This window comes from Sneathiella sp., assembly GCF_036960985.1.
GTDB lineage: Bacteria > Pseudomonadota > Alphaproteobacteria > Sneathiellales > Sneathiellaceae > Sneathiella.
In genome coordinates this window covers 104,126-129,260 of record NZ_JBALWD010000012.1, presented here as the reverse complement: position 1 = coordinate 129,260, position 25,135 = coordinate 104,126, and the positions used below count along the sequence as shown (strand labels likewise).

At 48.6% G+C, this 25,135-nt stretch carries 24 protein-coding genes and 1 riboswitch; of the genes, 7 read left to right on the top strand and 17 right to left on the bottom strand.

The features are described from left to right. Positions 1-714, top strand: a 714-nt coding sequence (locus V7723_RS09610; RefSeq protein WP_335684246.1) for a calcium-binding protein, incomplete at its 5' end; no start/stop codon positions are given. A gap of 10 nt (positions 715-724) precedes the next feature. Here the strand turns inward: V7723_RS09610 and V7723_RS09605 are convergent. Genes V7723_RS09605 through cobA form a run of 4 tightly spaced genes read right to left on the bottom strand, consistent with a single transcriptional unit; the run spans position 725 to position 4,170 of the window. Further along, positions 725-1,519, bottom strand: a complete 795-nt coding sequence (locus V7723_RS09605) for an adenosylcobinamide-GDP ribazoletransferase (RefSeq protein ID WP_335684245.1) — start codon at positions 1,517-1,519, stop codon at positions 725-727. A 4-nt stretch (positions 1,520-1,523) separates the two neighbouring features. Next, positions 1,524-2,048 carry a bifunctional adenosylcobinamide kinase/adenosylcobinamide-phosphate guanylyltransferase gene (cobU, locus tag V7723_RS09600; RefSeq protein WP_335684244.1) on the bottom strand — a complete coding sequence of 175 codons (525 nt, stop codon included), beginning with the start codon at positions 2,046-2,048 and terminating at the stop codon, positions 1,524-1,526. Further along, entirely contained in the window at positions 2,045-3,367 is a 1,323-nt protein-coding gene (locus V7723_RS09595; protein ID WP_335684243.1) for a cobyrinate a,c-diamide synthase, read from the bottom strand. Before V7723_RS09595 ends, cobU begins: the two co-directional genes overlap by 4 nt. A 2-nt stretch (positions 3,368-3,369) precedes the next feature. Further along, positions 3,370-4,170: a uroporphyrinogen-III C-methyltransferase gene (gene cobA, locus V7723_RS09590; protein WP_335684242.1), complete on the bottom strand. Its 801-nt coding sequence runs from the start codon at positions 4,168-4,170 to the stop codon at positions 3,370-3,372. A 69-nt stretch (positions 4,171-4,239) separates the two neighbouring features. Between cobA and V7723_RS09585 the strand changes: the two genes are divergently transcribed. Both V7723_RS09585 and V7723_RS09580 read left to right on the top strand, forming a co-directional pair. Further along, on the top strand, positions 4,240-5,325 hold the full coding sequence (locus tag V7723_RS09585) for a cobalt-precorrin-5B (C(1))-methyltransferase (RefSeq protein WP_335684241.1): 1,086 nt from the start codon (positions 4,240-4,242) through the stop codon (positions 5,323-5,325). Beyond that, positions 5,318-6,058, top strand: coding sequence for a cobalt-precorrin-6A reductase (locus V7723_RS09580; RefSeq protein WP_335684240.1), 741 nt, complete (start codon positions 5,318-5,320; stop codon positions 6,056-6,058). Before V7723_RS09585 ends, V7723_RS09580 begins: the two co-directional genes overlap by 8 nt. On the opposite strand, the gene cobM is transcribed toward V7723_RS09580, so the two are convergent. The 6 genes from cobM to V7723_RS09550 are packed head-to-tail and all read right to left on the bottom strand — an operon-like array spanning position 6,048 to position 12,222. Next, entirely contained in the window at positions 6,048-6,839 is a 792-nt protein-coding gene (gene cobM / locus V7723_RS09575) for a precorrin-4 C(11)-methyltransferase (protein WP_335684239.1), read from the bottom strand. The genes V7723_RS09580 and cobM overlap by 11 nt on opposite strands. Then, complete coding sequence (gene cobJ / locus V7723_RS09570; RefSeq protein WP_335684238.1) at positions 6,836-8,671, bottom strand: precorrin-3B C(17)-methyltransferase; 1,836 nt, start codon at positions 8,669-8,671, stop codon at positions 6,836-6,838. The genes cobM and cobJ overlap by 4 nt, the downstream gene beginning before the upstream one ends. Beyond that, on the bottom strand, positions 8,662-9,366 hold the full coding sequence (cobI, locus tag V7723_RS09565; RefSeq protein WP_335684237.1) for a precorrin-2 C(20)-methyltransferase: 705 nt from the start codon (positions 9,364-9,366) through the stop codon (positions 8,662-8,664). The genes cobJ and cobI overlap by 10 nt, the downstream gene beginning before the upstream one ends. Beyond that, the gene (gene cbiE / locus V7723_RS09560; RefSeq protein WP_335684236.1) at positions 9,363-10,568 is read right to left on the bottom strand and encodes a precorrin-6y C5,15-methyltransferase (decarboxylating) subunit CbiE; all 1,206 of its coding nucleotides are present in this window, start codon (positions 10,566-10,568) and stop codon (positions 9,363-9,365) included. The genes cobI and cbiE overlap by 4 nt, the downstream gene beginning before the upstream one ends. Then, positions 10,565-11,200: a precorrin-8X methylmutase gene (locus V7723_RS09555; RefSeq protein ID WP_335684235.1), complete on the bottom strand. Its 636-nt coding sequence runs from the start codon at positions 11,198-11,200 to the stop codon at positions 10,565-10,567. The genes cbiE and V7723_RS09555 overlap by 4 nt, the downstream gene beginning before the upstream one ends. A gap of 5 nt (positions 11,201-11,205) precedes the next feature. Further along, positions 11,206-12,222, bottom strand: coding sequence for a sirohydrochlorin chelatase (locus V7723_RS09550; RefSeq protein WP_335684234.1), 1,017 nt, complete (start codon positions 12,220-12,222; stop codon positions 11,206-11,208). A 128-nt stretch (positions 12,223-12,350) separates the two neighbouring features. On the opposite strand from V7723_RS09550, the gene cbiB reads away from it, so the two are divergent. Further along, a complete protein-coding gene (gene cbiB, locus V7723_RS09545) occupies positions 12,351-13,349 on the top strand; it encodes an adenosylcobinamide-phosphate synthase CbiB (RefSeq protein WP_335684233.1) in 999 nt (332 codons plus the stop codon). On the opposite strand, the gene V7723_RS09540 is transcribed toward cbiB, so the two are convergent. The 5 genes from V7723_RS09540 to cobD all read right to left on the bottom strand — a co-directional run bounded on the left by V7723_RS09540 (position 13,342) and on the right by cobD (position 21,634). Beyond that, entirely contained in the window at positions 13,342-14,805 is a 1,464-nt protein-coding gene (locus V7723_RS09540) for a cobyric acid synthase (protein ID WP_335684232.1), read from the bottom strand. The two genes, cbiB and V7723_RS09540, sit on opposite strands and share 8 nt — an antisense overlap. Continuing rightward, positions 14,805-15,437: a cob(I)yrinic acid a,c-diamide adenosyltransferase gene (gene cobO, locus V7723_RS09535; protein WP_335684231.1), complete on the bottom strand. Its 633-nt coding sequence runs from the start codon at positions 15,435-15,437 to the stop codon at positions 14,805-14,807. Before cobO ends, V7723_RS09540 begins: the two co-directional genes overlap by 1 nt. After that, complete coding sequence (cobN, locus tag V7723_RS09530) at positions 15,434-19,174, bottom strand: cobaltochelatase subunit CobN (protein WP_335684230.1); 3,741 nt, start codon at positions 19,172-19,174, stop codon at positions 15,434-15,436. The genes cobO and cobN overlap by 4 nt, the downstream gene beginning before the upstream one ends. A gap of 1 nt (position 19,175) precedes the next feature. Beyond that, on the bottom strand, positions 19,176-20,204 hold the full coding sequence (gene cobW, locus V7723_RS09525; RefSeq protein ID WP_335684229.1) for a cobalamin biosynthesis protein CobW: 1,029 nt from the start codon (positions 20,202-20,204) through the stop codon (positions 19,176-19,178). Between the two features lie 168 nt (positions 20,205-20,372). Next, positions 20,373-20,562, bottom strand: a riboswitch (cobalamin riboswitch). A gap of 34 nt (positions 20,563-20,596) precedes the next feature. Further along, positions 20,597-21,634, bottom strand: a complete 1,038-nt coding sequence (cobD, locus tag V7723_RS09520) for a threonine-phosphate decarboxylase CobD (RefSeq protein WP_335684228.1) — start codon at positions 21,632-21,634, stop codon at positions 20,597-20,599. A gap of 79 nt (positions 21,635-21,713) precedes the next feature. Between cobD and V7723_RS09515 the strand changes: the two genes are divergently transcribed. Together V7723_RS09515 and V7723_RS09510 are read left to right on the top strand one after the other, a co-directional pair. Then, the gene (locus V7723_RS09515) at positions 21,714-22,502 is read left to right on the top strand and encodes an ABC transporter ATP-binding protein (RefSeq protein ID WP_335684227.1); all 789 of its coding nucleotides are present in this window, start codon (positions 21,714-21,716) and stop codon (positions 22,500-22,502) included. A 69-nt stretch (positions 22,503-22,571) separates the two neighbouring features. Beyond that, positions 22,572-23,327: a hypothetical protein gene (locus V7723_RS09510; RefSeq protein ID WP_335684226.1), complete on the top strand. Its 756-nt coding sequence runs from the start codon at positions 22,572-22,574 to the stop codon at positions 23,325-23,327. 41 nt (positions 23,328-23,368) lie between these two features. Here V7723_RS09510 and V7723_RS09505 read toward each other — a convergent pair whose 3' ends face one another. After that, positions 23,369-24,136, bottom strand: coding sequence for an SDR family NAD(P)-dependent oxidoreductase (locus tag V7723_RS09505; RefSeq protein ID WP_335684225.1), 768 nt, complete (start codon positions 24,134-24,136; stop codon positions 23,369-23,371). A 55-nt stretch (positions 24,137-24,191) separates the two neighbouring features. Continuing rightward, positions 24,192-24,755, bottom strand: coding sequence for a DUF924 family protein (locus tag V7723_RS09500; protein ID WP_335684224.1), 564 nt, complete (start codon positions 24,753-24,755; stop codon positions 24,192-24,194). 108 nt (positions 24,756-24,863) lie between these two features. Between V7723_RS09500 and V7723_RS09495 the strand changes: the two genes are divergently transcribed. After that, positions 24,864-25,130 (top strand): hypothetical protein, encoded by a 267-nt coding sequence (locus V7723_RS09495; protein ID WP_335684223.1) that lies wholly within the window; start codon positions 24,864-24,866, stop codon positions 25,128-25,130. The last annotated feature ends 5 nt before the right edge of the window (positions 25,131-25,135 follow it).

Sequence of the window (25,135 nt, the reverse complement as noted above, 5' to 3'; positions counted from 1 at the left end):
GATTACGTGAACGGCGGCGACGGCGACGACAAGCTCACCGGTGGTGATGGCAACGATCGTATGTACGGTGGGGATGACGACGACCGCCTCACCGGCGATACCGGCGATGATACGCTGTATGGTCAAGATGGTGATGACAAGCTTACAGGCGGTGATGGAACTGATTACCTGCATGGTGGAAAAGGGAATGATAATGTTTCGGGCGGCGATGGTACTGACACGCTAATCGGAGATGCCGGGGATGACAAATTAGATGCGGGTGACGGCAACGATTATCTAACCGCCGGCGATGGGGACGACACGCTAACTGGCGGCGACGGTGAAGATCGTCTATACGGCGGCGATGGCGATGATAAAATGTCAGGCGACGATGGCAATGATCGTATGTATGGCCAAGATGGAAATGATGAAATGACCGGCGGGGCAGGCGACGATTATGCCCATGGTGGTGATGGAAGTGACATTTATTTCTTTGGTATGGATAGTGGAACAGATACGTTCATTGGGGGAGACGGCGGTGGTTGGTCTGATACGATCGCATTGTCAGATGGGTTGCCCTCCGGTGACCTGAGTGACTGGCTCAATCTTACCAGTGGATCTGTCGAAACTGCGGACAATGGTGATATCTTTCTTTCTGAAGACGCGGCAGGAACGATCACTCTTGGCGAAGATGCTGTTCTGACGTTTGATGGTGTCGAAAAAATCGAAGGTTAGGTTCTTCGCGTCAAGTAAGAAGAGCAACACAGGCGACAATGAATGCCAGTTCGGAGACTTGCTGGATAGCACCTAGCACATCTCCGGTTTGGCCGCCTATTTGTCTATAAGCAATAAAGCCCATCACAGCCGCACCGATTATAGCTGCGAGCAGGGCGGTCGCGCCGACTAGATTTCCAAGAGAGATGATAGCGACGAGAACAGCAATGCCAGTTGCCGAAAGGGGAGCTAGTATTGGCGGACGACCTGCGCCATGGCCCAAACCGTCGGTTCGGGCAGATGGCATTAAATACATTCCCCACGTCATAAGTGCTCTGCTGACAGCGGCTGCAGAAACAAGAATTGCAAAGATCATCATCGGACTGACGGGACTTGAAAGAGCGACGACTTTCATACCAATAATAAAAATCAAAGCAAGAACAGCATAGGTTCCCACTCGGCTATCATGCATAATTTCAAGTTTTTTCAATTGGGTTGTACCACCGCCAAACCCATCGGCAACATCACCAATTGCATCTTCATGTAAAGCACCGGTTAGGAGAGTTTGGGACGCAATTGCTAAGAAAGCCGAAAGGAGGGGAGATAGGCCAATTGCAATTGCGACTATGAAGACGGCTCCAGAAAGGCCGCCAACAATAATACCAATCAACGGGAAACAACGGCAAGCAGATTTCAAAGCACTCATATCAAAGGAAAATCGAAGCGAAATAGGCAGACGTGTTAAAAAAACCAACGTTACCAGAAAATCCTGGGTCCAGGTTCCATTGTAAGAAGGTACTTTGTCGTTTGAGAGGTTTGTCGTCATAAAGTCACTTTAGCTTTCGTGCGAGACCGGCAGTAACAAAATAAACCGAATTTGCTTTTTCTGCTAATCGTTGATGCAACCGACCGGCATGATCGCGAAATTCCCGGGCCATGGCATTTTCCGGAACGATGCCCTGACCGACCTCATTGGAAACGAAAACAATGGATCCGCGAAAGTCGTGCGATCCATCGATCAATTGATCAATGGCCTTTTCAACGGAATACCCTTCTCCCATCAGATTGCTAACCCAAAGCGTCAAGCAATCGACGAGAACGATATTCGTAACGGAAGAATATTCTTGCAGAGCCTGCAATAGATTCAGCGGCTCTTCAACGGTTACCCAATTTTCTCCCCGTTCACTTCTATGATTGGAAATTCTGGAGGTCATCTCTTCATCATAGGCTTGGGCAGTGGCAAGATAAATTCTGGGGAGTGCCGTTTGTATAACGAGATCTTCCGCAAACCGACTTTTACCAGATCGCGCGCCACCAAGGATAAGGGTTAGTTCGGGTGAAGTTATTTCTCTCATAACGTCACTTTATCGATTAGATGAATAAAGGATCCCGCGACATTTCCTGAAATAGCGCCAACGCTACCCAAGTTTTCGTCGCGTGCGTTAGAAATACCGAATAAAGCCGATTGTGACGATGTCGCAGTCATATGCGCGTAATGAAATTCGTGGGCTTTGAACAGAGTATCCTTTGATCCGAGGAAGCTATCTTGCTGAAGGATGGCGTTCCGGTATCCGAGATGAAGCTTTGGTTCGGAAAAGGACGTTGTGATTGGTAGCAAACCTAACATTTGATGCGGGTGTCCCTCATTATCTATCAAGCAATCTCCCAAGGCCATAAACCCACCGCATTCTCCATAAATCTTTGCGCCGTTTGCAGCGGCGGCGATCATTGCTGCCTTGAATTGGGAATTATTGCTGAGTTTTTCGCAATGCAACTCGGGATAACCACCCGGTAGAAAAATAGCATCCGCTTGCGCAGAGGGTACCTGATTGCGCAGAGGAGAGAAGAAAGAAAGAGACGCGCCGGCGTTTTTCCAGCCCTCAAGTATATGTGGATAGGTGAAGGAAAAGGCGTCATCGTCCGCGATTGCAATATGCTGGCCAATTGGGGAAAGAATTTTAAGTGGGTTTTGCGTGATTCCAGCAACAGGACGTGCCAAATTGCTGAGAGCCGTCAAATCAACATGATCGGAAACTAAATCTGCAGCAGCGTTTAAGAAATTCTCAAGTCCCTGTGTTTCCCTCGCCTGCACCAGGCCCAAATGTCGGTGATCTAGCGCGAGAAGGTTTGATTTTGGAACGCAACCAAGCATTGGGAGGCCAACCTTTTCTGCTGCCTCACAGAGTAATCGAACATGACCCGGTCCACCAACTTTGTTAAATATAACACCGGCGATGGAGACATCTTTACGATACGAATTAAAACCTGTCAACAAGGCAGCCACACTGGCGGCTTGCCCCTTTGCATCGACAACAAGCACGATAGGGATATCATGGGCGACTGCAATATCAGCGGTAGATCCACTCCCGTTTTGCGCACCGTCAAAGAGACCCATAACGCCTTCACCTATGGCGATGTCTTTGTTCTTCAATACTTCATACAATATACTGGGAATCGTCTGCGATGACATGGCCCAAGGGTCAATATTGTAACAGGTGAGATTGGATGCCTGTCGATGAAAAACAGGGTCGATATAGTCTGGCCCTATTTTGTAGGAACTAACAGAACGACCACGACGGTACAAAGCCCGTAAAATTGCGAGGGTGAGGGTTGTCTTCCCCGAACCGGAAGCCGGTGCGCCTATAATCAACGAGGGGGCGACTTTTTCCTCCATGGTCAATTTTTTTTTGCTTGGTTGAGGAAGTGGCTAAACCAATCCAATTGGGGGCGCAATTTTACGACTTCTCCAATGACTATCAGGGCAGGTGGTTTTAGACCGCTTGCGACGACATCCCGCGCCGCATTTTTCAAATCGGTGACGACAACTTTCTGATCTTCCGTCGTCGCCTTGAAAATGACGGCGACGCTATCATCTGGTGAGCGGCCAAATCCTATCAGACGGTCACAAATTATTTCAATATGCTTAAGCGCCATGTACAGAACAATTACCGGGGAGCCCTTGGCAATATGCTCCCAATCGACATTTGGAACGTCGCCCGTCGCGTCATGCCCAGTCAAAAAAGTAACAGCCGAATTTGTATCTCGGTGTGTAAGTGGAATGCCGGCGTAGGCAAGGCCACCGACGCCCGATGAAATACCGGGGATAACTCGAAAAGGGATATTATGTGCTGCAAGCGTTAGGGCTTCTTCACCACCTCGACCAAAGATATATGGGTCGCCGCCCTTAAGGCGAAGAACCTTTTTACCTTCTTTCGCTAAGGTGATCAGTCTTTCGGTAATATCTTGTTGCTTTGCAGATGGTTTCCCTCCACGTTTACCTGCATATTCCAATAAGGTATCTGGCCCAGTCAGGCGCAAAATATCTTTTCCCACCAACGCATCATAGACAAGAACGTCAGCTTGACGGAGAGCCTCATAGGCGTAAAGAGTCAACAAACCCGCATCGCCTGGTCCGGCGCCTACTAACCATACCGAACCTGGTTCGAAGGCCGGTATATTTTTTAAAATTCTATCCATATTTGTCTTGTACACATGTATTTTGTCTACGCCTAGCCATCTGTGACATGTCAGCCTATAAATAACAATATGACAGAACCGGATAAAAAAGAACTGCGCTTTGGGTGGACAACGGGTGCCTGTGCAACTGCTGCAACGAAGGCCGCTCTAACAGCGTTTTTTGGCGGCGAGTTTCCCGATCCGGTAACAATTACCCTGCCAAAGGGGCAGAAACCAGCGTTTGCTCTCGCCACAGAAGAAAAAGGGGCGGATTACGCTTCGGCGAGCATCATTAAAGATGCCGGTGATGATCCTGATGTGACCCATCTAGCGCGTATTATTGTTACTGTTAGAAAAGCGAAAAGTGGCGATGGAGTGATCTTTCGGGCAGGAGAAGGTGTGGGGATTGTAACACTGGACGGGTTGCCCATACCGGTCGGCGAGCCAGCGATCAATCCTGTGCCACGACAAATGATGAGGGATGTTGTTGTAGAGCTGGCATCGGCGGGGAGACGGCCGGTTGATATTGAAATTGAAGTGGCAATTGAAAATGGGCTTGAACTAGCTCAAAGCACCATGAACGGACGATTGGGGATCGTTGGCGGACTGTCTGTCCTGGGAACAACAGGAATTGTCGTGCCGTATTCATGCGCTTCCTGGATCGCATCGTTGCATCGCGGTATTGATGTCGCCAAAGCCGCACGGGAACCGCATTTAGCAGCCAGCACAGGGTCGACATCTGAAAAGGCAGTCACCGAGCTTTATGGCTTACCAGAAGTTGCTTTATTGGATATGGGTGACTTTGCTGGCGGGGTCTTGAAATACATTCGTAAACATCCTATTCCGATGCTGACTATCGCTGGGGGATTTGCAAAAATAACGAAGCTGGCTCAAGGGCATATGGATTTGCATTCAGGGCGTAGTCGAGTGGATTTCAATTGGCTTTCTGATCAACTGGAAGAACTTGGAGCAACTGAAGAGTTAATCCGTAAAGTCCGCACAGCTAACACAGCGATGCAGGTTCTCGAATGGGCGCGACAATCCAATTTACCGTTAGCAGGCATGGTAGCCGAAAAGGCAAAAATCACCGCGTCTGAAATCGGCGGTAAATCGACAGTAATTGAAGTACTTATATTTGACCGCGAAGGCCAACTAGTGGGTCGAAGCCATGAATGATCAAACGCGTGTATTGTTGATTGGTGGGACAGAGGAAGCTCGACTAGTGAACGCAGTTTTGGAGGAGCTTGAGGGCGTAAAGCTTGTTACTTCGCTCGCGGGCAGAACAGAAATTCCGGCAGAATTGAAAGGGCTCGTTGTAACGGGTGGATTCGGTGGTGCCGATGGTTTGGCAGGGTTTTTGGATGAGAATAATATTCAATGGGTTGTCGATGCTAGTCATCCTTACGCCGCGAAAATAACTCAAACCGCGGCTTCCGTTTGCCGAGCAAAAGAGATTTCTTACATACGATTCCAACGACCGCCTTGGGAGGCTACGACAGGAGATCAATGGATCTCCGTTCCAACAATAATGGAAGCCGCCCCCGCATTGGCAGAGTATGCGCGTGTTTTCCTATCTGTGGGTCGTCAAGAACTTGAACATTTTGCCGATCTGACGGATAAATTTTTTCTCGCGAGGAGTATTGAAAAGGTAATTTTTGAACCTGTTGGTTCCAAAACCCTTTTTATCCAAGATCGCGGGCCGTTCAAAATGGACGACGAGATTGCGTTACTTCAACGACACCAAGTGGATGTTGTCGTAAGCAAGAATAGCGGCGGTGCCGCAACGTTCGCAAAAATCGTCGCTGCACGCACGCTCCAGCTTCCGGTTATCATGATTGACCGACCGATAGTGCCGAAAGTAAGTACCCTGGCAACAGTAGAAGATGTTATCGCGCTGTTTAGGTCGTAGACGCTGCCGTTATCTTTTGGCCTTTGCGCTTCGGTCTTAATACGTGGACGTGGTCGGCGTGATAAAGCGCACTGTCGCGATAGTCTTTTGCCTCCAGAACGCGCCCAACAATAATAAGAGCGGTTCGCGTGATTTTCTCCGCCCTAACTTTTTCACGAATATCTGACAATGTGCCTCGAATAATGCTTTCGTCAGGCCAGCTGGCTCTAAAGACTACTGCCACAGGACAATCTTCTCCGTAATGTGGAATGAGGTCGGCGGTAACCGCACGCAAATTGCGAACGGAAAGGTGAATGGCGAGTGTAGCGCCTGAGGATCCTAGTGTTGGCAGGTCCTCACGATTTGGCATCGCAGTTGCTTTCATCGAAGTCCGTGTCAGAATAACGGTTTGACTGACCTCAGGGAGTGTAAACTCCGTTTTTAAAGCGGCAGCAGCGGCGGCAAAGGCCGGAACACCTGGAGTAATAGTGTAGTCAATTTTCAAATCGTCCAACCGGCGCATTTGCTCACCTATGGCACCATATAGGCATGGATCGCCTGAATGTACCCGTGCAACATCTAATCCTTGATCGTTGGCCTTGATCATTTCCGCAATAATCTCATCCAGTGTCAAAGGAGCACTATCTATGATCAGCGCGTCTTTGGGAGCGTGCGTGAGAATTTCCACAGGCACCAATGAACCCGCGTAGAGGCAAACTGGAGATGCGGCAATGAGATCTCTGCCGCGAAGGGTAATTAAATCAGCTGCGCCCGGGCCAGCTCCAATAAAATAGACGGTCATACTTGCGTTCCTGTTTTTAAGGTCGAAATTTTCATTTTCCCGGCGTACCCTCGCGGCGTAAATACCCAGCGTTTGTTGCCTGAGTTTGTTTCTGCTATCTGGCTTTCACTAGAACCCACCATTACTAAAGTCAGCATGTCTACCTGCTCCGGATCAAGGTCTATGAGTGAAACGAAAGCTACACTCTCTGTCTCGCGTCCTAAATTCCGTGCAATGATAACGGGCGTGCTGTCAGGTCGATGGCGAAGCAGTATTTCTTTGGCAGCATGCAATTGCGTGCGCCGCTTGAGCGAAACCGGGTTGTAAAATGAAATGACAAAATCACCGGCGGCGGCGGCCTCTATCCGACGCTCTATAACGTCCCACGGAGTTAGGAGGTCTGAGAGAGATATGGTGCAGAAGTCATGCCCGAGTGGCGCGCCAGCCCGTGCCGCGGCAGCCTGCAAAGCAGAAATGCCTGGGGTTACTTGAATATCAAGTCGATCCCACATTGATTTTTTCTCGTGCTGGATAAGCTCGAAAACCAAAGTAGCCATCGCGTAGATGCCAATATCTCCGGAGGAAATGAGAGCGACATTCTTACCTTTTGCAGCCAAATCAAGGGCAGCTCTTACGCGCGTTTCTTCTTCGCCCAAGCCGTAATCATGGCGCGTCTTGCCAGCAATGCTTGGCCCCAATAGATCCAGGTATAGGCTATAAGCAACGAGGTCCGTCGCTTCCGCAATGAGGTGACTGGCTTCAGGCGTACGCCAGAGATCTTGGCCGGGACCGATACCAATAACTGAAAGTTTGCCTTGTGCGTTCCCAATATTGTTTGATTTAAGTGGATCCGTTGCTAACGCGATAGCGGTAGTTGCTCTTTTGGATTTATGCTTTGCAACTATTAGATTTCCGGTTTCCCCCGCGGCGACAAGGGCGGCACCTTCACTTACGCCATGACAACCGACTTCAGCAAAAACAACATCAGAGGGTGTTTTGAGGCGTGGCGCTTCTTTTTCAAGTAATTCTGCATTGAAGAACCGAGGTGTCATGCCGAAATACTGCGCAACGGAATGGACAGCCAGCTCGTCTGATTTTACGTCAATAGAACTGACGCAGCCGATAGAAAGCGGGCTCAAATTGTTCTCATCAAGAACGGTTTTTACGAGTCCGATGATTTCAGCCGGGTCCGTATTCCGTTCGCAGCCAACACCGAGCGAAAGCGTTTTCGGGTGAAAAATAAGAGAGCGATCATTTCCAGTCCGGCTTTGCGTCGTTATTTCAATATTTAATTGCCCCGCGTCTGAAAAAGGCAAGTTTGAGTGCGCAATCCAGTCGTGATGGCCAACGAGTTTGATTGTTTCACCGGACAACACGGCGCTCATAAATGATTTTAAATGCTGTGAATTGGCGATAGCCAATCCTTCGGGAGGGGAATCAAGAGCAATATTATAATGAACATCGCTGGCAGTCGTCACAGCTGCATGTCCATTTAGAGCAGCTGCTATTTCGCGGGCTAAATCATTTGCGCCATGATGGCCCCCCAGAAGCGGTACGATATTCGTGCCGTCATCGGCAACGGCCACGACGGCGGGTTCGGCAAGCTTGTTTGCGAGAACCGGAGCTAAACAACGGATAAGTATCGCTGACGCGCAAATTCCGATTATCGGTGTCTTCGCCCGGAACAGTTCCTGTATATGTAGAGCTGTTTGTTGAAATGTGAGATCTGCTTGCTTCACTCGGCCCGCTAAACCATGGATTAGGGCGTCCGGGAAGAGCGCTTGAAGTTGATTGGCTGTCGTTCGTCCACTTTCATTAAGCAGGACGATCGCGACGGGAGGATTTATTTCCATGCTTGTCCCCGTTTATGGATGAGGATCATAGAGAAATACGGTGCCGCATCGGCAGGTACCTCCCGCAAAGGCAAAATTTTTTCATTAACCATTGTCGCGCGCTCAATGTAACGGGCGTTGTCTTCCAACCCCAGATTAATAATGAGGTCTCGGACGCGCTCGAAATGGCGTCCGACTTTCATTATTGCCGCGCTATCTGTTGCTTCCAGTTGCGCTGCCAATATGTCAGAAGGTAGAGGTGCCGGCAATACTGTGAGAACATCATTGCGTGCTGATAAAGGGGATTGCAAAGCTGTCGCGCAGGCAGTTAAAGATGAAACGCCGGGAACGACCTCGACAGGAAATTTTTCGGCTATACGACCGAATAAATACATAAAGGATCCGTAAAAAAAGGGATCACCCTCACACAGTACAACAACATTTTGGCCGTCAATGAGGTGGCGGCTAATCTCTTGTGCCGCAATATCATACGCTTTTTGTGCGGGGGCGCGATCAACGGTCATCGGTATCCGGATGGCAATTTCGGTTTTTGGCGTGTTGAGGTGAGGCGCGACGATTGCACGGGCGAGACTATCGCCGTCTTCCAATGCGGGATACGCCAACACGGGGGTTGCTTGCAGTATTTTTAAGGCCTTGACGGTAATAAGGTCCGGATCACCAGGTCCTATTCCAAGGCCATAAAGAGTGCCTGTCATTGTTTAATCAATCTATATTGCGTCACTTGCCTAAAGGGTTTCCAGCTGTTGAATTTTCCGATTTTTTCGGCCCGGGAAATGTTAATGCGAGTTAATGAACCGCCATATAAATCATGTTGGTCAAAAAGAATACCCTCACCTTCAATTGTGACGGCATTGGCGACCAGTCGCCCGCCAGGTTTTAACGCGGTCCAGCAGGTTTCAAATAAACCTTCGACGGATAATCCGCCACCAATAAATATTGCATCAGGTGCCGGTATATGTTGAAGCGACGCCGGAGCCTTTTCGGAAACGATGGTTAGTCCCGGCACACCAAGTTTCAATTTGTTTTCGCGGATGTAGCCGAGCCGTTCTTTATGGTTTTCAACGGCAATTGCCTGATTGGAGCCGTGGCATCTCATCCATTCAATCCCAATGGATCCGGATCCTGCGCCGACATCCCAAAGGAGTTGGCCGGGCAGCGGCACCAAAGCCGCGAGTGTCACACTTCGAATTTCCTGTTTGGTCAATTGACCGTCATGCACAAAGGCGGTGTCAGGTAGGCCGGGCTCTCGTGACAAGAGTTGTGTGCCAGAATCTGATTTGCAGTTGAGGGCGATGGTGTTGAAGTCTCGAAACTGAATGTCGCCCAAGTGAAACGCGTCAACTGTTGTGATTTTTTCGTCCAGTCCACCCATATGCTCTAGAATGGTCATCTCAGAACGACCATAACCGTGCGTGCTCAGCAGTTTTGCAACCTCATATGGCGTATTGCCAGAGTCAGATAAAGCAAGTATTTTCGCCCTGTTGGTTAAGTTCGGAATCAGTAATTCAAGCGGCCGGCCATGCAAAGTCAAACAATCGATATGAGAAAGATCCCAGCCCAGACGAGAAGCAGCGAGGCTGAATGCGGAAACCGAAGGATAAATTGCCAGTTCATCGATCGGGAGTCGCTTGGTAAAAGTAACACCAATGCCAAAATGCTGTGGGTCGCCGGTTGCAAGGATGCAGATTTTCTCGCCGCGACGAGCAATTATTTCATGAACCAGATCCATTAGTGGGCTGGCCCATGTTTTCCGTTCGCGTCCATCATCGGGAACCAATGCAAGATGACGTTCGCCACCCACAAGCATTGTGGCTGAATCGATGGCGGTGCGTGCTTCGGGTTTTAGGGTGGAGAGTCCTTCTTCACCGATGCCAACGATACTAAGCCAAGCTGTCACGTTTGCTCTCCTGCGAGGCGTGCAATCGCATTAACCGTGGCAGCAGCCATCGCGCTTCCACCTTTGCGCCCAAGAAGAGTTATGTAGGGAATGTCGAGGAGGTTTTCGGCGAGTGCAGATTTGGATTCTGCAGCACCAACAAAGCCGACCGGAAAGCCTAGTATTGCGGCGGGTCTCGGGCCATTCCCGTTAATTATTTCCAGTAGATGAAACAACGCAGTCGGGGCATTGCCAAAGACTGCAACGGCGCCATCAAGTTGATCACTCCATAATTCTATTGCAGCCGCAGATCGGGTTGTGTTCAGCTCCGTCGCCAAAGTTGGAACATTTGGACGGTTTAGCGTGCAAATGATGTCGTTATTTGCGGGCAGGAAACGCTTGATAATGCCATGCGTTACCATTTCACAATCGGAAAGAATTGGGGCACCATTTTGCAAGGCAGAGATAGCCGCTTCCGTTATATCATTGCTGTAGGAAAGCTCGGATAAGACTTCCGGCATGCCGCACGCATGAATAATTCGGGTGGCAATTGACCGCATGGGATCGCTCATGCCTGAAAAATCAGTCTCTTCTCGTATTATGGCAAAGGATTTATCGTAAATCGATTGCGGGGATCGCAGATAGTTATACATCGTATCTACTTGTCGCCTTCTTTCATACTAACCGGTCCGAGCGGGTGATCAGCGTAAGGGTAGGGATGGTGATGGTGGTCATGATTATGGCTGTGATCATGGCTATTTGTATGGTCATGGGCTTGCGAAGGTAGCTTGGCTTGTCCGGTCCCGATACCCTCCACATGATGATGGTGGCTCTCTTGCTTCAGTCCTACTTCATCTTCAAAGCCAAGGGCCTTTTCCCGATATTTGCACATACCGCAATTCATATTGTTTGTGCCTTCAAGGATCTCGGTGACACGCTCAGCGAAACTATCGAGGACCAGTGGGTGGTCATTCAGATACGGCGCTTTTATGAATTCTATATCTGGATGAGCGGCAGCCACTTTGTCCGTATAGTCATAAATGCGCTTAATCAGGATACCGGTGAAGAGGAAATATGGAAATACGACAATACGTTTATAACCAAGGCGCGCGGCATGTTGGAGGCCAGGCTCTACAAGAGGAAATGTGACGCCGGAATAAACGGTTTCTCCCCAGCCGAAGCCAAGCCCTTCCCATAGCAATCGCATAACCTTCGTAGCATTTGAATTAGCATCCGGATCTGAAGATCCGCGACCAACGACAACCAACATTGTTTCATGCAACGGCACGCTATTGTCAGAGGCCTTTAAAGCTTCTTTGATGCGATCGCCAGCGGCCCGGATCATTTTCAAATCGATACCGAGCTCACGGCCGTACGAAATTTTCAGCCCCTCATGTTCAGCGGCATATTGATTAAGTACCGACGGTATATCGTTTTTCGCATGGCCCGCTGCGAACAGCATTCCTGGTATGGCCAAAATATGTGCATGTCCGCTGTTGCGAAGCCGATCCAATCCATCGCGGATAACCGGCGTTGCGAATTCTAAAAACCCGCTATCAACTTCATATTGTGGAAGGCGTTCTGCAATCCCCTTAGCAACAGCACCAAATTGTGTGACGGCATCTTCGTCTCTGCTGCCATGCCCGCATACCATTACGCCGATTTTTTCAGTCATATTATTCTCCAGTATCGGTGCTTAGAAAGCGCCCAGAAATGTTGTTGTAACTATGCATTTGTAGCAATACTAACAATTTCGTCATTGACGCGGACCGTGCGCCATATCATTTTGCCTTCATGTCCACCATGATCCTCACATCGCATTCGGCTTTTTACACACCGACCTTGATTGTCTTGTTTGCTCTGATTGTCGACGCACTCGTCGGTGATCCAAAGCGTTTGTACCGTATCGTACCTCACCCCGTGGTTATTCTCGGAAATTGTATCGCCCGTCTTGAAGTGAATTTTAACCTGCCGGAAAATACCAACAGACGCAGCTTCTGGCTGGGTGCCTTGGTTACCGGAGGTATTGTCGGAGCGGCTACTTTTGTAGGTTATGTGCTGGCTGTTCTTCTTATACAGAGCATTGTAACGATGATTTTGTTGGCGGTTCTCGCCAGCAGTCTGCTTGCTTGGCGTAGTTTGTCGAGCCATGTTCAAGCAGTGGCTGAACGCCTTGAACTGAACCTTGAGGAAGGACGTGAAGCCGTTTCTCATATTGTTGGACGGGACCCAAAAACACTTGACGAAAGTGGTGTTAGTCGAGCTGCGATCGAATCGCTGGCGGAAAATTTTTCCGACGGTACTGTGGCTCCACTTTTTTGGTTCACGCTGTTGGGGTTGCCAGGGCTGTGTGGTTATAAGGCTGTCAATACATTGGATAGCATGATCGGGCATCGCAATGATCGCTATGAATATTTCGGAAAATTGGCGGCCCGTATTGATGATGTGGTAAATTACATTCCAGCGAGAATTACAGGTATCTTTATTGTATTGTCTGCATTCACCGTGCCTGCCGCGAATGGGCGAAATGCGCTTCGTGTCATGCTGGAAGATGGGCACCATCATAGAAGCGTCAACGCTGGTTGGCCTGAAGCCGCTATGGCCGGCGCGCTGGATGTCGCTCTTGCCGGACCTCGTCAATATGCCGGAGAAAAAATTGAGGATCGCTGGATGAACAAGAATGGCGAGAGAAGCGTGGGCACCCAGCATATCCGAAACGCTCTTAAAATATACCGAATCGCCGGCGTCCTGATCACCCTGGTATTGCTGGCTGTAACCGGTGGCGTTTACAGTCTTACTTAACGCCATTAGCGATCTCCAACATCCGATCCAGATTAAGAAACTCTTCCATATTTTCTGATAATTTATCTAAAGTATTTTCGATAACTAGCTCAAATTTATCAATTTTCTCTTTTCTTGATTTAAACCGGTTAAGAAAATTAGATCGGAATTTATCTGAAGAAAATATACCATGCAAATAGCAACCCATCAGCTGGTTATCCAGGGAGATTGCACCGTCGTCACCTGAAGAAAGCTGCACCATCGGCCGACTAAGTGCCGGACCAGCGCAATGTCCCACATGCATGTGATAACCTGTAATATGGGCGCCAGTGAGAAGTTCCGTGCCCTCTTCTTCATCCAGCTTTTTGACTGGCCCTAAGCGAGTTGTGAAATTGAGAAGACCTAGCCCCTTGACAGTGCGTGCTTCTCCCTCGATACCGTCTGCATCCGATAATTCTTTGCCGAGCATTTGATAACCGCCACAGATTCCAACAACCGTTCCTCCTTGACGCACATGCGAGTGGATATCGATATCCCATCCTTGCGCCCGGACGAATTCCATGTCTGCCAAGGTGGCTTTAGAGCCGGGTAAAATGATGACATCCATTCCCTGCGGAATTGCATGGCCCGCTTTTATCATACGAACGGCGACATCAGGTTCAGCGATTAAAGGATCAAGATCATCGAAATTGGAAATACGAGAAAAAACCGGCACAGCAATTTGAATCGCATCTTGCCGGGTCGGCTGATCAGAAATTGCAAAAGCATCTTCTTGAGGCAGTTTATGCGCGTCGCGGAAGAACGGGAGTACACCAAAATTAGCAAGTCCGGTTTTCTCTGTTAGAATTTTTAACCCATCGTCAAACAGTGAAAGATCACCTCGAAACTTATTAATGATAAAGCCCTTTAGCCGTTGTTGTTCGGAGGTAGACAGTAAGCAATGGGTTCCAACAATTTGCGCGATTACACCACCGCGATCAATATCTCCCGCTAAAAGTACCGGGACATCTGCTGCTTCAGCAAAGCCCATATTGGCAATATCATGTGCCCGAAGATTGATTTCCGCTGGACTCCCAGCACCTTCCACCAAAACAAGATCTGCGCCGTCACTGATACGGCCATAACTTTCAAGAACCTTTTCCATTAATCTTGGTTTAAGTGCCTGATAGTCTCGTGCTTTGGCATTTCCGTAAATCCTGCCTTGGACAATAACCTGCGCGCCAGTTTCTGATTGTGGTTTGAGCAGTATCGGGTTCATGTCATTGAGAAGGGGTGTGCGAGCGGCGCGCGCTTGCAAGGCCTGCGCCCGGCCGATCTCCCCACCATCAATTGTAACCGCTGCATTATTTGACATATTCTGCGGTTTGAATGGCCTCACTTTTAGCCCCCGGTTGCTGAATGCACGCGCCAAGCCGGCGACAAGCAGAGATTTGCCAACGTCTGAGCCAGTACCTTGCAGCATAAGGGCGGGTGTCATTAGAACTCTATTCCGACTTGCGCTTTAACACCTGAGCGGAACGGATGTTTAATCTGCGTCATTTCGGTGACGAGATCGGCAATATCTATCAACTCTTCCTTTGCGTTTCTGCCCGTAACCACCACGTGGAGATTTTCCGGTTTGTTTTTGAGAAACTCGATTATGTCGCCTAGAGGGAGGCTGTCATAGCGCAGAACAATATTGAGCTCGTCCAAGATAACCATGTCATAAGTTGGATTGTCACCGCGACTGGCTTCAATCATTTCCTTCGACTTTTCCCAGGCTTTTTCGGCCGCACGAATATCACGTTCGCGATCCTGTGTTTCCCAAGTAAAGCCTTCACCCATCGTATGAATTTCAATCAGATCGGGAAAGGCTTCCAGTACTTTACGTTCGCCGGTTTCCCATTTGCCTTTTACGTACTGGACGACACCGACTTTCATCTCATTACCGATGGCGCGCGCAGCAAGGCCAAATGCCGCAGTGGATTTACCTTTTCCTTTACCCGTATGGACAATCAGCAAACCTTTTTCGATGGTTTTTGTTGCCAGCATTTTATCGCGGGCAGCTTTCTTTTTCGCTGCTTTTTCGTTGGCGCGGGCAATTTCCGCCGGGGACAGATCGGTGCTCATGAGGTTCCTTCCTGTTTAAGTGCTTTGAGTTCGTTATGTATCGTATTGCGTCTGGGTTGCCACATTTTCCGGTCCAAGGCTTCTTGAAATTTATCAGCGATTTCCTGTAGGGCATCTGGATTGTTTTTATGTAGGAACTGACGGACCTTTTCGTCCATCAGGTAAGCATCGAAAACTGCGTCGAAATGGTGATCCTTGACGGCTCTGGCGGTTGCGGCGAAAGCGAAAAGATAATCGACCGTCGCAGCTATTTCAAATGCACCTTTATACCCATGCCGCATAACACCGTTGATCCATTTGGGATTTATAACTCTGGCGCGAACCACCCGCCCAATTTCTTCTTCCAGAGTTCGGATTTTGGGGCTCTCAGGCCGTGAGTGGTCATTATGATAAACGACGGGCTGGGTGCCCTTGATATGGCGTATAGCTGCCGTTACACCGCCTTCGAATTGGTAATAATCATCACTGTCGAGAAGATCATGTTCACGATTATCCTGATTGTGAACGACAGCTTCAACCTGACCCAACCGCCTTTCAAATAAACCATGTTCTGCTACGCCCTCCGCACCAGACCCATAAGCATACCCGCCCCACGCCACATACGCTCGAGCCAAGTCACCATCGTCAGCCCATCCTTTTTCATCCATCAATGCCTGTAACCCAGCACCATAAGCACCAGGCTTGGATCCGAATAATCTATAGGCTGCGCGCTTTTGGGCGATATCGGCAGGCAAACCTGTTTTTTCCAATTCGGCCTGATCTAATCTGACTTTTGCTGCCAGGGGATTTAACGTTTCATCCTCATCAAGAGCGGCAACGTCGCGAACAGCGCTGTCGAATAGCGCCATTTGTTGGGGAAAGGCATCCCGGAAAAAACCGGATATACGAAGCGTCACGTCAATGCGCGGGCGATCTAGAAGGCTCACAGGTAAGATTTCAAACCCCGTAACGCGACTGGATGCTTTATCCCAAGTGGGGCGGACGCCCATAAGCGCCAATGCTTGGGCTATATCATCTCCGCCGGTTCGCATATTTGCTGTTCCCCAGGCACTGAGGACCATGGTTTTAGGCCACGCCCCGTTTTCCTGCCGATACCGATCGATCAGCATTCCGGCAGACTTCCAGCCGAGTAACCACGCGGTAGGTGTGGGGATGGCACGGCTATCGACAGAGTAAAAATTGCGACCTGTCGGCAGGACGTCATTCCGCCCTCTGGTGGGGGCGCCGGATGGGCCGGGTTCAACAAATCGACCATCTAGGCCGGACAGTAAGCCGGCCAATTCGGATTTGCCGCACCCTTCGACAATGGGTCTTAGAGAATTTTGAAGGTTGGACAAGACCATTTCTGAGGATGCCCAATCTGGGTGGAGGGATTGTTCGCCCGAGATCAGTTTTGCGGCCAGTTCTTCCAACCGTTCGACGGCATCTCCGTTCGTGCGCCATGCGTCATCTGATCGCAACAGGTCAGGTTTGCCACCTGACCAGATCGCGCCCATCTGGCAATCCAATGGGTCGAAGTCTTCGGGAAAACCAAGATCGTTTGAAAGGGCCCGGATTAACGAGGCGTTATGAAATAACCCATCACCGCGGGGGATCCTGACAAGGGCCACAAGCAGATCCGTGAGCTGGCGGGCCTCTGGCGATTTACCGAAAATGTGAAGGCCGTCTCTGATTTGAAGTTCTTTGAGCTCACAGAGATAATTATCTAGTTTCGAAAGTTGCTCACCTTCCGCATCGTCAGGTCCAATACCGCAATCAATATCAATTCCGGTATTTTGCGTCAACTCGAGAATCTGTTGCGTTAAAAGCGCGATGCGGCGCGGATCTACGCCAGCAGCCTCATAATATTCATCGACCAGCCGTTCAAGGTCGGCAAGGGGACCATAACTTTCAGCACGTGTCATGGGCGGCGTCAGATGATCTATGATAACCGCGGCGGCACGACGTTTCGCCTGAGTGCCTTCACCGGGATCATTTACAATGAAAGGATAGAGATGGACCATGGGACCGAATACAGCTTCGGGGTAGCATTCTTCGGATAAAGCGACCGCTTTTCCGGGCAACCATTCCATGTTGCCATGTTTGCCCATATGTATGATCGCATGAACTTGTTCTTCTTCCCTCAGCCACGCGTAAAATGCGAAATACCCATGCGGAGGGACGAGGTCTGGATCATGATAGCTCGCTGTTGGATCGATATTATATCCGCGGGCTGGCTGGATGCCGACGAGGATATTTCCGTATCGCTTCGCGGATAGCACGAAATTTCCGTCAACTACAAACGGATCAGCGTCCGGTGAGCCCCAACGACCTTGTACCTCGAGCCTGAGTTTTTCTGGTAACGTCGCAAAAAAACATCGGTATTTTTCAATGGAGAACTTGATGCCGTTTTTTCGCGGTTGATCAGATTTGTGGCTATTGGTTGGCCCCTCCAACAGGTTCTCGATGAGACCATTTCCCGATGAGGGGAAGTCACCCGCCCTGTAGCCGTGCGACTGCATAGCTTTAAGGACTTCAATGGTACCAGCCGGTGTGTCGAGGCCAACACCATTCCCGATACGCCCATTCTTGTTAGGGTAATTGGCAAGAACAATGGCGACTTTCCGCGAAGATATCGGCGTCGATTGGAGACGCGCCCATTGATACGCCATGTCGGCAACGAATTGAATACGATCGGCAACGGATTTATAAGCCACAACATTCGTTTGTGTTTCTATATCATACCCGGCGTCTGCTTTGAATGAAACGGCACGCGTCATGATCCGACCGTCAACTTCTGGTAAGCAGACGTTCATTGCAATATCACGGGCCGATAAACCGGTGACACCCGAGCGCCAGGCGTCTTCGTTTCCGCCGGAAAAGATGACCTGCAAAATAGGGCAATCAGCGGCATCAAACGGCGTTTCTTTTCGGGCAGCGCCTGGATTAGAAAGTGCAAAGCCGGTCGCGTTGAGGATAACGCTTGGTGGGGCATCATTCAAAACCTGTGCAACGATCTCCGCACAAACAGGGTCTTTCAAGCTGGCAACATATAAGGGTAGGGGATTTAGTCCTTTTTTCCGTAGTTCGCCAATGAGATCATCAACCGGCGCCAGATTATTTGCTTGATACAAAGCGCGGTAAAATACGATACCAACAACCGGCGCCTCACGACGCCAAATATCCTTCAGTTGCTCCAAACTTATCTCGCCTGCCTTAGGCCAATACAGTCCCGCTTTCATCAAGAGCTTTGGTTCCTGCCAGGTTGCATCCTCGTCTAATAAGAACCGCGCGTAATTCAGAAAATTGGAGTAATTATCACTCCCGCCCTGAACAAGGTATTGCCAGAGACGATGGGCTATTTCGCGCGAAACGGTGTTAAGGGCGGCAAGCTCTTCATCTGGTTGATCATCACCGGGCAGCACTGCCAGAAGGATATTGTTTTCCCGACAGCATTCTGTAATTTTTTCTACACCGTATGACCAATAGCTAATGCCGCCCAAAAGGCGCAAAATTATCAGTTTGGCCCGGGCAACAACATCTTCCACATATATATCTACGGATAGATTGTGAGATAGCTGCATATTGTTGGCAAGTCGTAAAGAGAGGTCACTTTCGCCGGTATTATTGAGTGCGGCAAGACTGGAGAGCTCTGTATCAGCTGCCGACAAAAAAATGATATCACCCGGCTGCTGCTCGAGGTCTACAGCTTCAGATCCATCATTGATCCCACCGGGTGTGGCGGCAAGTAAATGCATATCAATTCAAAATTGTACGAGTTATCGCCGCTTGATCCATGTCATGCTCGCCAATGATCACGAGCTTACTGACGCGGCTTTCCCCCGGTGCCCAGTCGCGGTCGTAATAATGTTGAAGACGATTTCCAACGCCTTGCAATACCAGACGCATATCTTTTCCAGCAAGCGAGAGAAATCCTTTCACACGTAATATTCCATTGCCTTCAATGGCAGTGTGAAGATTGCTGAGAAGTGTTTCGAGAGACATAACTTCGCCAATGTCGAGAACATAGCTGTCAAAATCGTCATGTTCATGTTCGTCAGCATCATCATGAACAGACGGCCTGGCGGCCAGATCATCCTCTGCGGCGGCATCCAATCCAAGTAGGACGCGGGCATCAATATTTCCATGGCTTGTTTGCACCATTTTAACGGAGGAGCGAACTCGGTTGCGAATTTCAGCAATGGCCGTCTCTATTTCCTGGTCCGCCAGTAAATCCGACTTGTTGAAAATGATCATATCCGCGCAATTTAACTGATCTTCAAAAAGCTCTTCTAGTGGGCTATCATGATCAAGATTTTCGTCATTTTCGCGCTGTTCCTGAACCGCAGCCGGGTCTGAAGCAAACAAGCCATCTGAATAGGCTGGTCCGTCAATGACGGTTACAACGCCATCAACCGTTACTTGGGTGCGCACTTCAGGCCAGCCGAAAGCTCGAACCAACGGTTTGGGTAACGCGAGGCCAGAGGTTTCCACAATGATATGATCTGGTTTTACGTCTCGATCGAGCAGCTTTTGTATCGTTGGCAGGAAATCATCCGCGACAGTGCAGCAGATACAACCGTTGGCCAATTCAACAATGTCTTCTTCAGTGCAATTTTCGTTCCCGCAGCCTTTCAAGACATCACCATCGACGCCTAAATCACCGAATTCGTTAATGATCAGAGCCAATTTTTTGCCATTGGAATTCTCAATCAAGTTCCGAATGAGGCTGGTTTTTCCCGCTCCTAAAAATCCGGTGATGACTGTGGCTGGAATTTTGTGATTCATGAGATCTGGTTTCCTGTTAGAACAGACTGCAAAAAGGAGAATAAATTACGGAAAGTAAAAGGCCGACAGACAGCACGATGCTGGCTCTTCCATGGAAGAGGCTCGGCACGGTTCTTAAACGACACTCGAATTGATATCAAGCTCATCATGATCCTCCGTCATGCAGCAAAAGTTTCAATGATGATGGCAGGTCTCCTGGCTTGCGAATGGCACTCACACAGTCCTTCCCGAATTCTTCAGTGGATTGTTGTGTCAGCTAATCGCTTACAGTTGCGGGGACAGCCGCGGCATTGATTTTATAATCTCACCGCATTCCCTCTTAACTCCCAAACTGGGAACCATCACAAGGGACGCTAAGGCTGAACGCGGTCGCTGTCAATTAGTTATCTCGCCTAACATTCATTTTGCCAGTTATTCAGGGCAGTGCTAATTCTTTGCCAGTCTTCCTCCGTTCCAGGAAGCCCAAATCTCAAAAATCCTGCCCTTTCTGGAAACATTCGACAAAGAATGCCTTGTTCGCAGAGATGACGGAAAAGGGTGTCTGAAGAATCTGTTTGAGCAAGACAAAACAATGACGTTTTGCCGACGACATCTAGGCCGTTTTCTGAGAGTAAGGATGAGAGTCGTTCTGAAGACTTTTTTAAGCGATAGCGTGTTTGTGAAATCCAATTTGAATCTTTTAGAGCTTTAGTAGCCACTTCCATTGCCACGCCGCTGACAATCCAAGGGCCGAGAGATTGCTGCAGGAGATTAATTGCCGGAACAGGTCCAAGACAGAAGCCGAGGCGCAAACCCGCAAGTCCAAAAAACTTCCCGAAGGATTTCAGAACGATTGGGCCGTTTGGCGAGATTGCTTGAACCAAAGATTGCTTATGATTAGTATCTGCAAAAGCTTCATCTACAATGAGTTGACCGTTTCGGGACTGTAACAATTTAGTGAGTTTTAGGAGCCGTGATTTATCATGTAACGTACCGTCCGGATTGTTTGGGCGCACCACCACAACAAATCTTGTTTCTTCCGAAATGTCGTCTATGTCTGCAATTTCACGCACCTGATGGCCAGCTTGTTTCCAACTGGCAGCATGCTCCGAATAAGTGGGGGCGAGAATATCAACTTGGCTTCTTGTGTATAATCGTGGCAAGATTTGGATAGAAAGTTGAGTGCCGGGCGCGGCACAAATTTCTAGGGTAGGCGGTGCATCGTAGAAATTTCTTGCAGCCTCTAACATTGTTTTCTCTGCGTTTGTTCCAGGCAATCGTTGCCAGGCGCCTAGTGAAATTTTCGGTACAGGATATGCACATGGATTTATTCCTGTACTAAGATCCAGCCAAGGTATTTCTACATGCGCGAAATGCGCTTGAGCCCATTGCAGATCGCCGCCATGAAACAGGCTTCTGTTATAGGTTGTTCGACCAAGTTCCACTGCCATGTTTTTCCCTAATAATTAAACTGCCTTCTCATAACAGAATGCGGTTTAATTTCGTAAATTTATCCTGTAGCCTGCAGACATGACACAAATAGGACAAAGTAAGATAGTCGTTAAGGATCTATATAAGAGCTTTAATGGCGTCCCCATACTGAACGGTATAAATTTAGAAGTAACTGCCGGTGAGATTTTGACGCTCATCGGCCCGTCTGGTGCTGGAAAAACACTTACTCTTAAATGCATATTGGGGTTGATCAAGCCCGATAGTGGCTCAATTCTGTTGGATGGCGAGGAAGTAACCAACCTTTCCAGTCAGGAGCAGGATGAATTTTTCAAAAAGTTTGGCATCTTGTTTCAGCGCTCAGGGTTATTTGATGGACTGCCTGTTTGGGAAAATATCGGCTTTCGGTTGCTGCAACGGCCCGGTGCTAAGCGAAGCGAAGTAAAAAAACTTGCTATTAAGAAGCTTTCGTCCGTTGGGCTGTCACCGGATATCGCCGATCTATTTCCAGCTGAATTATCTGGCGGTATGCAGAAGCGTGTCGGGTTTGCGCGAGCTATTGCTGGCGATCCGCCGATATTGTTTTTGGATGAACCAACAGCGGGTTTGGATCCAATTATGAGCAACGTCATCAATGATGAGATTTTTAATAACGTCCGGGAGTTGGGGAGTACGGTGGTAGCGATTACGAGCAACCTCTTAACAGCTCGGATTATCTCGGATCATATTGCCATGATCCATGAAGGTAAGGTTGTTTGGACAGGGGTTGTTCAGGAAGCAGCGAGTACCGATAATCCTTACGTACAACAGTTCTGGAATAAACGAAAGGACGGCCCCATTCAGATGCCGGTGACGACAATATCGGCCTGAATAGTCACGGAGTCCTCTCATTTAGCGTCTGAAATGTCACTATCTGACTTTCACTAAATGCGAAATGTAATGACTTCTTTTAAAACGGCATCCGTTAACGCGTCTACATTGCTTGTACCCCGTGAAGGTCTTGTCTGGCTTGAGAACGCCGCACCGCGGCCACATTGGTCAAAACCTTTTCTCATCAATCACAAAATTACGACTGCGATCGATCGTGCGCACCGGGAACGTGAATCGGAAGGCCGTGAAATTCTACGAGATCAGATTGAATCAGAAAATTCTGATCTTCGTGCGGATGTTCGCAAATTCTGGATGTCGGAATACCGGTTTCTTGAGAATATACTTTCGATGGAACAACTCGTAACCTATGCACCCGGGTTTTTGGCTTTGGCGCGAAATATGCCAAAAAAACAGGTCTATTGCCGAAGGCTTGTCGTAAATAAATTCTTAGACACTCACGAAATTGAGATGAACCAGTTCACAATCAAATTGAGGAATCAGTTTGTGCGATCGAGCGTAATTTTATATCCGACTTCGAAGTTATTTATCGCTGCAAGAAAATTTATCGACTTGGCGAACCGGTCTGCGGATCAGTCCGTACAAACCAATAGATGGCGGATAATCATGATGGTACGGTCAATGCACATGATGACGGATAATGAAATCTGCTCATTTTTTTGCCGTGAGGATGACTATTTTCGAGAATTATCCTTACTAACGGAACTCGTTCGCAAATTCAGAATTGAGTGTGTTGAAATATTCAAGGTATCGGGTGAGGAAATAAATAGGTTTTGGGTGCCGGCTAAGCAGTCAACCGAAAATTGAGGGAAATTGTTCGGGTGACTGCCTTTCGGCCGGGTTCCAAATTAGCTTAGCGGCAATCCTATTCTTTTACGTAAGCTTTCATCGCGAATTGTGAGCTCTTGCCCCGCGAGATCATCCGCGGCATCACTGCACAACCAGGCAATAGCTATTGCCGGCTCTAATGCCGACGATAGATTTTCTCGTGGGATCTGGCTGACAGCATTGATACCGGATGCACGTATTTTAACTTGCATTTCGGTATCGACTACGCCGGGAGCAAAGCCAAATACACGTACTCCATCTTCCCCTGTTTCGAGTGCCGTCGCCCGCGTCATCATATGAACCGCTGCTTTTCCGGAACAGTATGCACTCCAACCTTCCATTGGCCCATGCGCGGCGCCGGAGCTGATGTTGATTATCGTACCTGCTTTTTGCTCGAGAAAATGCGGGAGGACAGCGCGGGTGCCATGGTAAACACCGAGCAAGTTGATAGACGTGTTCTTCGCCCATTCCTTTGGGTCACTTGTGGAGATAGGGCCAATTGGATCAACGATACCGGCATTATTAATAAGTGTATCAACACGACCGTAATGTTCCATCGTATCCGAAATCAATTTTTCTACGGCGTCATAATCCGACATATCGCAACTTGCAGCGAAAGCATCTCCACCAGCGTTCCTAATAGTTTCCAGAGTGTCGCTACAGGCTGCAGCGGAGCGTGAAGACAGGCAGAGTTTAGCGCCTTGCTTGGCCAGCTCAATGGCCGCCGCTGCGCCGATGCCACGGCTTGCGCCAGTTACAAGAATGACCTGGTCGGATAAATTGCTCATATTGTTTTTCCTGTATTGAACGAACTAAAGTAGGTCGCGCTTAAAAATAGTCACTTCAGAAGGAAGATCCTGGTTGCTTAAGAAATTCTTCTTCGGCGGGCGTACTGGTTCTTTCCAACACTTTGTTTCGATGCGGAAACCGTCCGAACTTTTCAATAATATCAAAATGCGCTTGTGCATAACTTATCAGGTTGTCGTTTCCGGTATCGGTAAATAGTTGAAGAGCTTGTTTTTGATCATCCATATTTTCACTATGTTCGAACGGTAGGATAACAAATTGTTTCTGAACCAAATTTAAATCGCCGAAGTAGCCACTAGTTATCATATGACGGCTAATTTCCAACGCTTTTCCATCAGTTGCAAAGGCACGTTTGCTATTTCGAAATATGTTACGAGGAAACTGATCAAAAAGAACAATCGACGCTATGCAGCCTTTCATCGATTCAGTCCAGACCAAGCGATAGCCCGCTGCAGCCGCTTCCAAATCCGGCAGGAAAAGAGACTTGACCTGAATATCAAATTCGAGATTTTTCGTGAACCACTCAGTCCTGGTTTTTCCAAATTCTGGATGATTTTCAGGGAGGAACCAGAAATCAAGTATATCTTGAACACGATCCAATTTGATAAATCCCTATAAAAGTCTTAGGAGAAAGGTAATTATTGTACTCTATATTAGTACCTCCTCGAAATTTAACGCGATATACGTCAACTGACAAGGTAAGCAGAGATGAAATTTTTGGTGGCACATAGGTTTGGATTATTTTCGGTTTTTTGCGTGCTGTTTACAAGTGCTTGTGATCAACGAACCGAAGAAGATATAATTACAGGCGCGGCTGGCTTAACAACGCCGTCTGCGGTCCAAGCTGCAATCGGCTCGGCTGATAATGTTTCGAGTTTGGGAAATACTGAAATTTGGAAATATGGGACGAGCTCACGCGATATCTGTTTTATTGTCGCCGGAGACACTATTATGCAATTTTCCTGTGCTGAGTGAGGTTA

What these genes read in the sequence shown, in the direction of transcription:
- V7723_RS09605 (WP_335684245.1), bottom strand. Translation starts at nt 1,519, where the DNA reads ATGACGACAAACCTCTCAAACGACAAAGTACCTTCTTACAATGGAACC.
- cobU (WP_335684244.1), bottom strand. Translation starts at nt 2,048, where the DNA reads ATGAGAGAAATAACTTCACCCGAACTAACCCTTATCCTTGGTGGCGCG.
- V7723_RS09595 (WP_335684243.1), bottom strand. Translation starts at nt 3,367, where the DNA reads ATGGAGGAAAAAGTCGCCCCCTCGTTGATTATAGGCGCACCGGCTTCC.
- cobA (WP_335684242.1), bottom strand. Translation starts at nt 4,170, where the DNA reads ATGGATAGAATTTTAAAAAATATACCGGCCTTCGAACCAGGTTCGGTA.
- V7723_RS09585 (WP_335684241.1), top strand. Translation starts at nt 4,240, where the DNA reads ATGACAGAACCGGATAAAAAAGAACTGCGCTTTGGGTGGACAACGGGT.
- V7723_RS09580 (WP_335684240.1), top strand. Translation starts at nt 5,318, where the DNA reads ATGAATGATCAAACGCGTGTATTGTTGATTGGTGGGACAGAGGAAGCT.
- cobM (WP_335684239.1), bottom strand. Translation starts at nt 6,839, where the DNA reads ATGACCGTCTATTTTATTGGAGCTGGCCCGGGCGCAGCTGATTTAATT.
- cobJ (WP_335684238.1), bottom strand. Translation starts at nt 8,671, where the DNA reads ATGGAAATAAATCCTCCCGTCGCGATCGTCCTGCTTAATGAAAGTGGA.
- cobI (WP_335684237.1), bottom strand. Translation starts at nt 9,366, where the DNA reads ATGACAGGCACTCTTTATGGCCTTGGAATAGGACCTGGTGATCCGGAC.
- V7723_RS09555 (WP_335684235.1), bottom strand. Translation starts at nt 11,200, where the DNA reads ATGTATAACTATCTGCGATCCCCGCAATCGATTTACGATAAATCCTTT.
- V7723_RS09550 (WP_335684234.1), bottom strand. Translation starts at nt 12,222, where the DNA reads ATGACTGAAAAAATCGGCGTAATGGTATGCGGGCATGGCAGCAGAGAC.
- cbiB (WP_335684233.1), top strand. Translation starts at nt 12,351, where the DNA reads ATGATCCTCACATCGCATTCGGCTTTTTACACACCGACCTTGATTGTC.
- V7723_RS09540 (WP_335684232.1), bottom strand. Translation starts at nt 14,805, where the DNA reads ATGACACCCGCCCTTATGCTGCAAGGTACTGGCTCAGACGTTGGCAAA.
- cobO (WP_335684231.1), bottom strand. Translation starts at nt 15,437, where the DNA reads ATGAGCACCGATCTGTCCCCGGCGGAAATTGCCCGCGCCAACGAAAAA.
- cobN (WP_335684230.1), bottom strand. Translation starts at nt 19,174, where the DNA reads ATGCATTTACTTGCCGCCACACCCGGTGGGATCAATGATGGATCTGAA.
- cobW (WP_335684229.1), bottom strand. Translation starts at nt 20,204, where the DNA reads ATGAATCACAAAATTCCAGCCACAGTCATCACCGGATTTTTAGGAGCG.
- cobD (WP_335684228.1), bottom strand. Translation starts at nt 21,634, where the DNA reads ATGGCAGTGGAACTTGGTCGAACAACCTATAACAGAAGCCTGTTTCAT.
- V7723_RS09515 (WP_335684227.1), top strand. Translation starts at nt 21,714, where the DNA reads ATGACACAAATAGGACAAAGTAAGATAGTCGTTAAGGATCTATATAAG.
- V7723_RS09510 (WP_335684226.1), top strand. Translation starts at nt 22,572, where the DNA reads ATGACTTCTTTTAAAACGGCATCCGTTAACGCGTCTACATTGCTTGTA.
- V7723_RS09505 (WP_335684225.1), bottom strand. Translation starts at nt 24,136, where the DNA reads ATGAGCAATTTATCCGACCAGGTCATTCTTGTAACTGGCGCAAGCCGT.
- V7723_RS09495 (WP_335684223.1), top strand. Translation starts at nt 24,864, where the DNA reads ATGAAATTTTTGGTGGCACATAGGTTTGGATTATTTTCGGTTTTTTGC.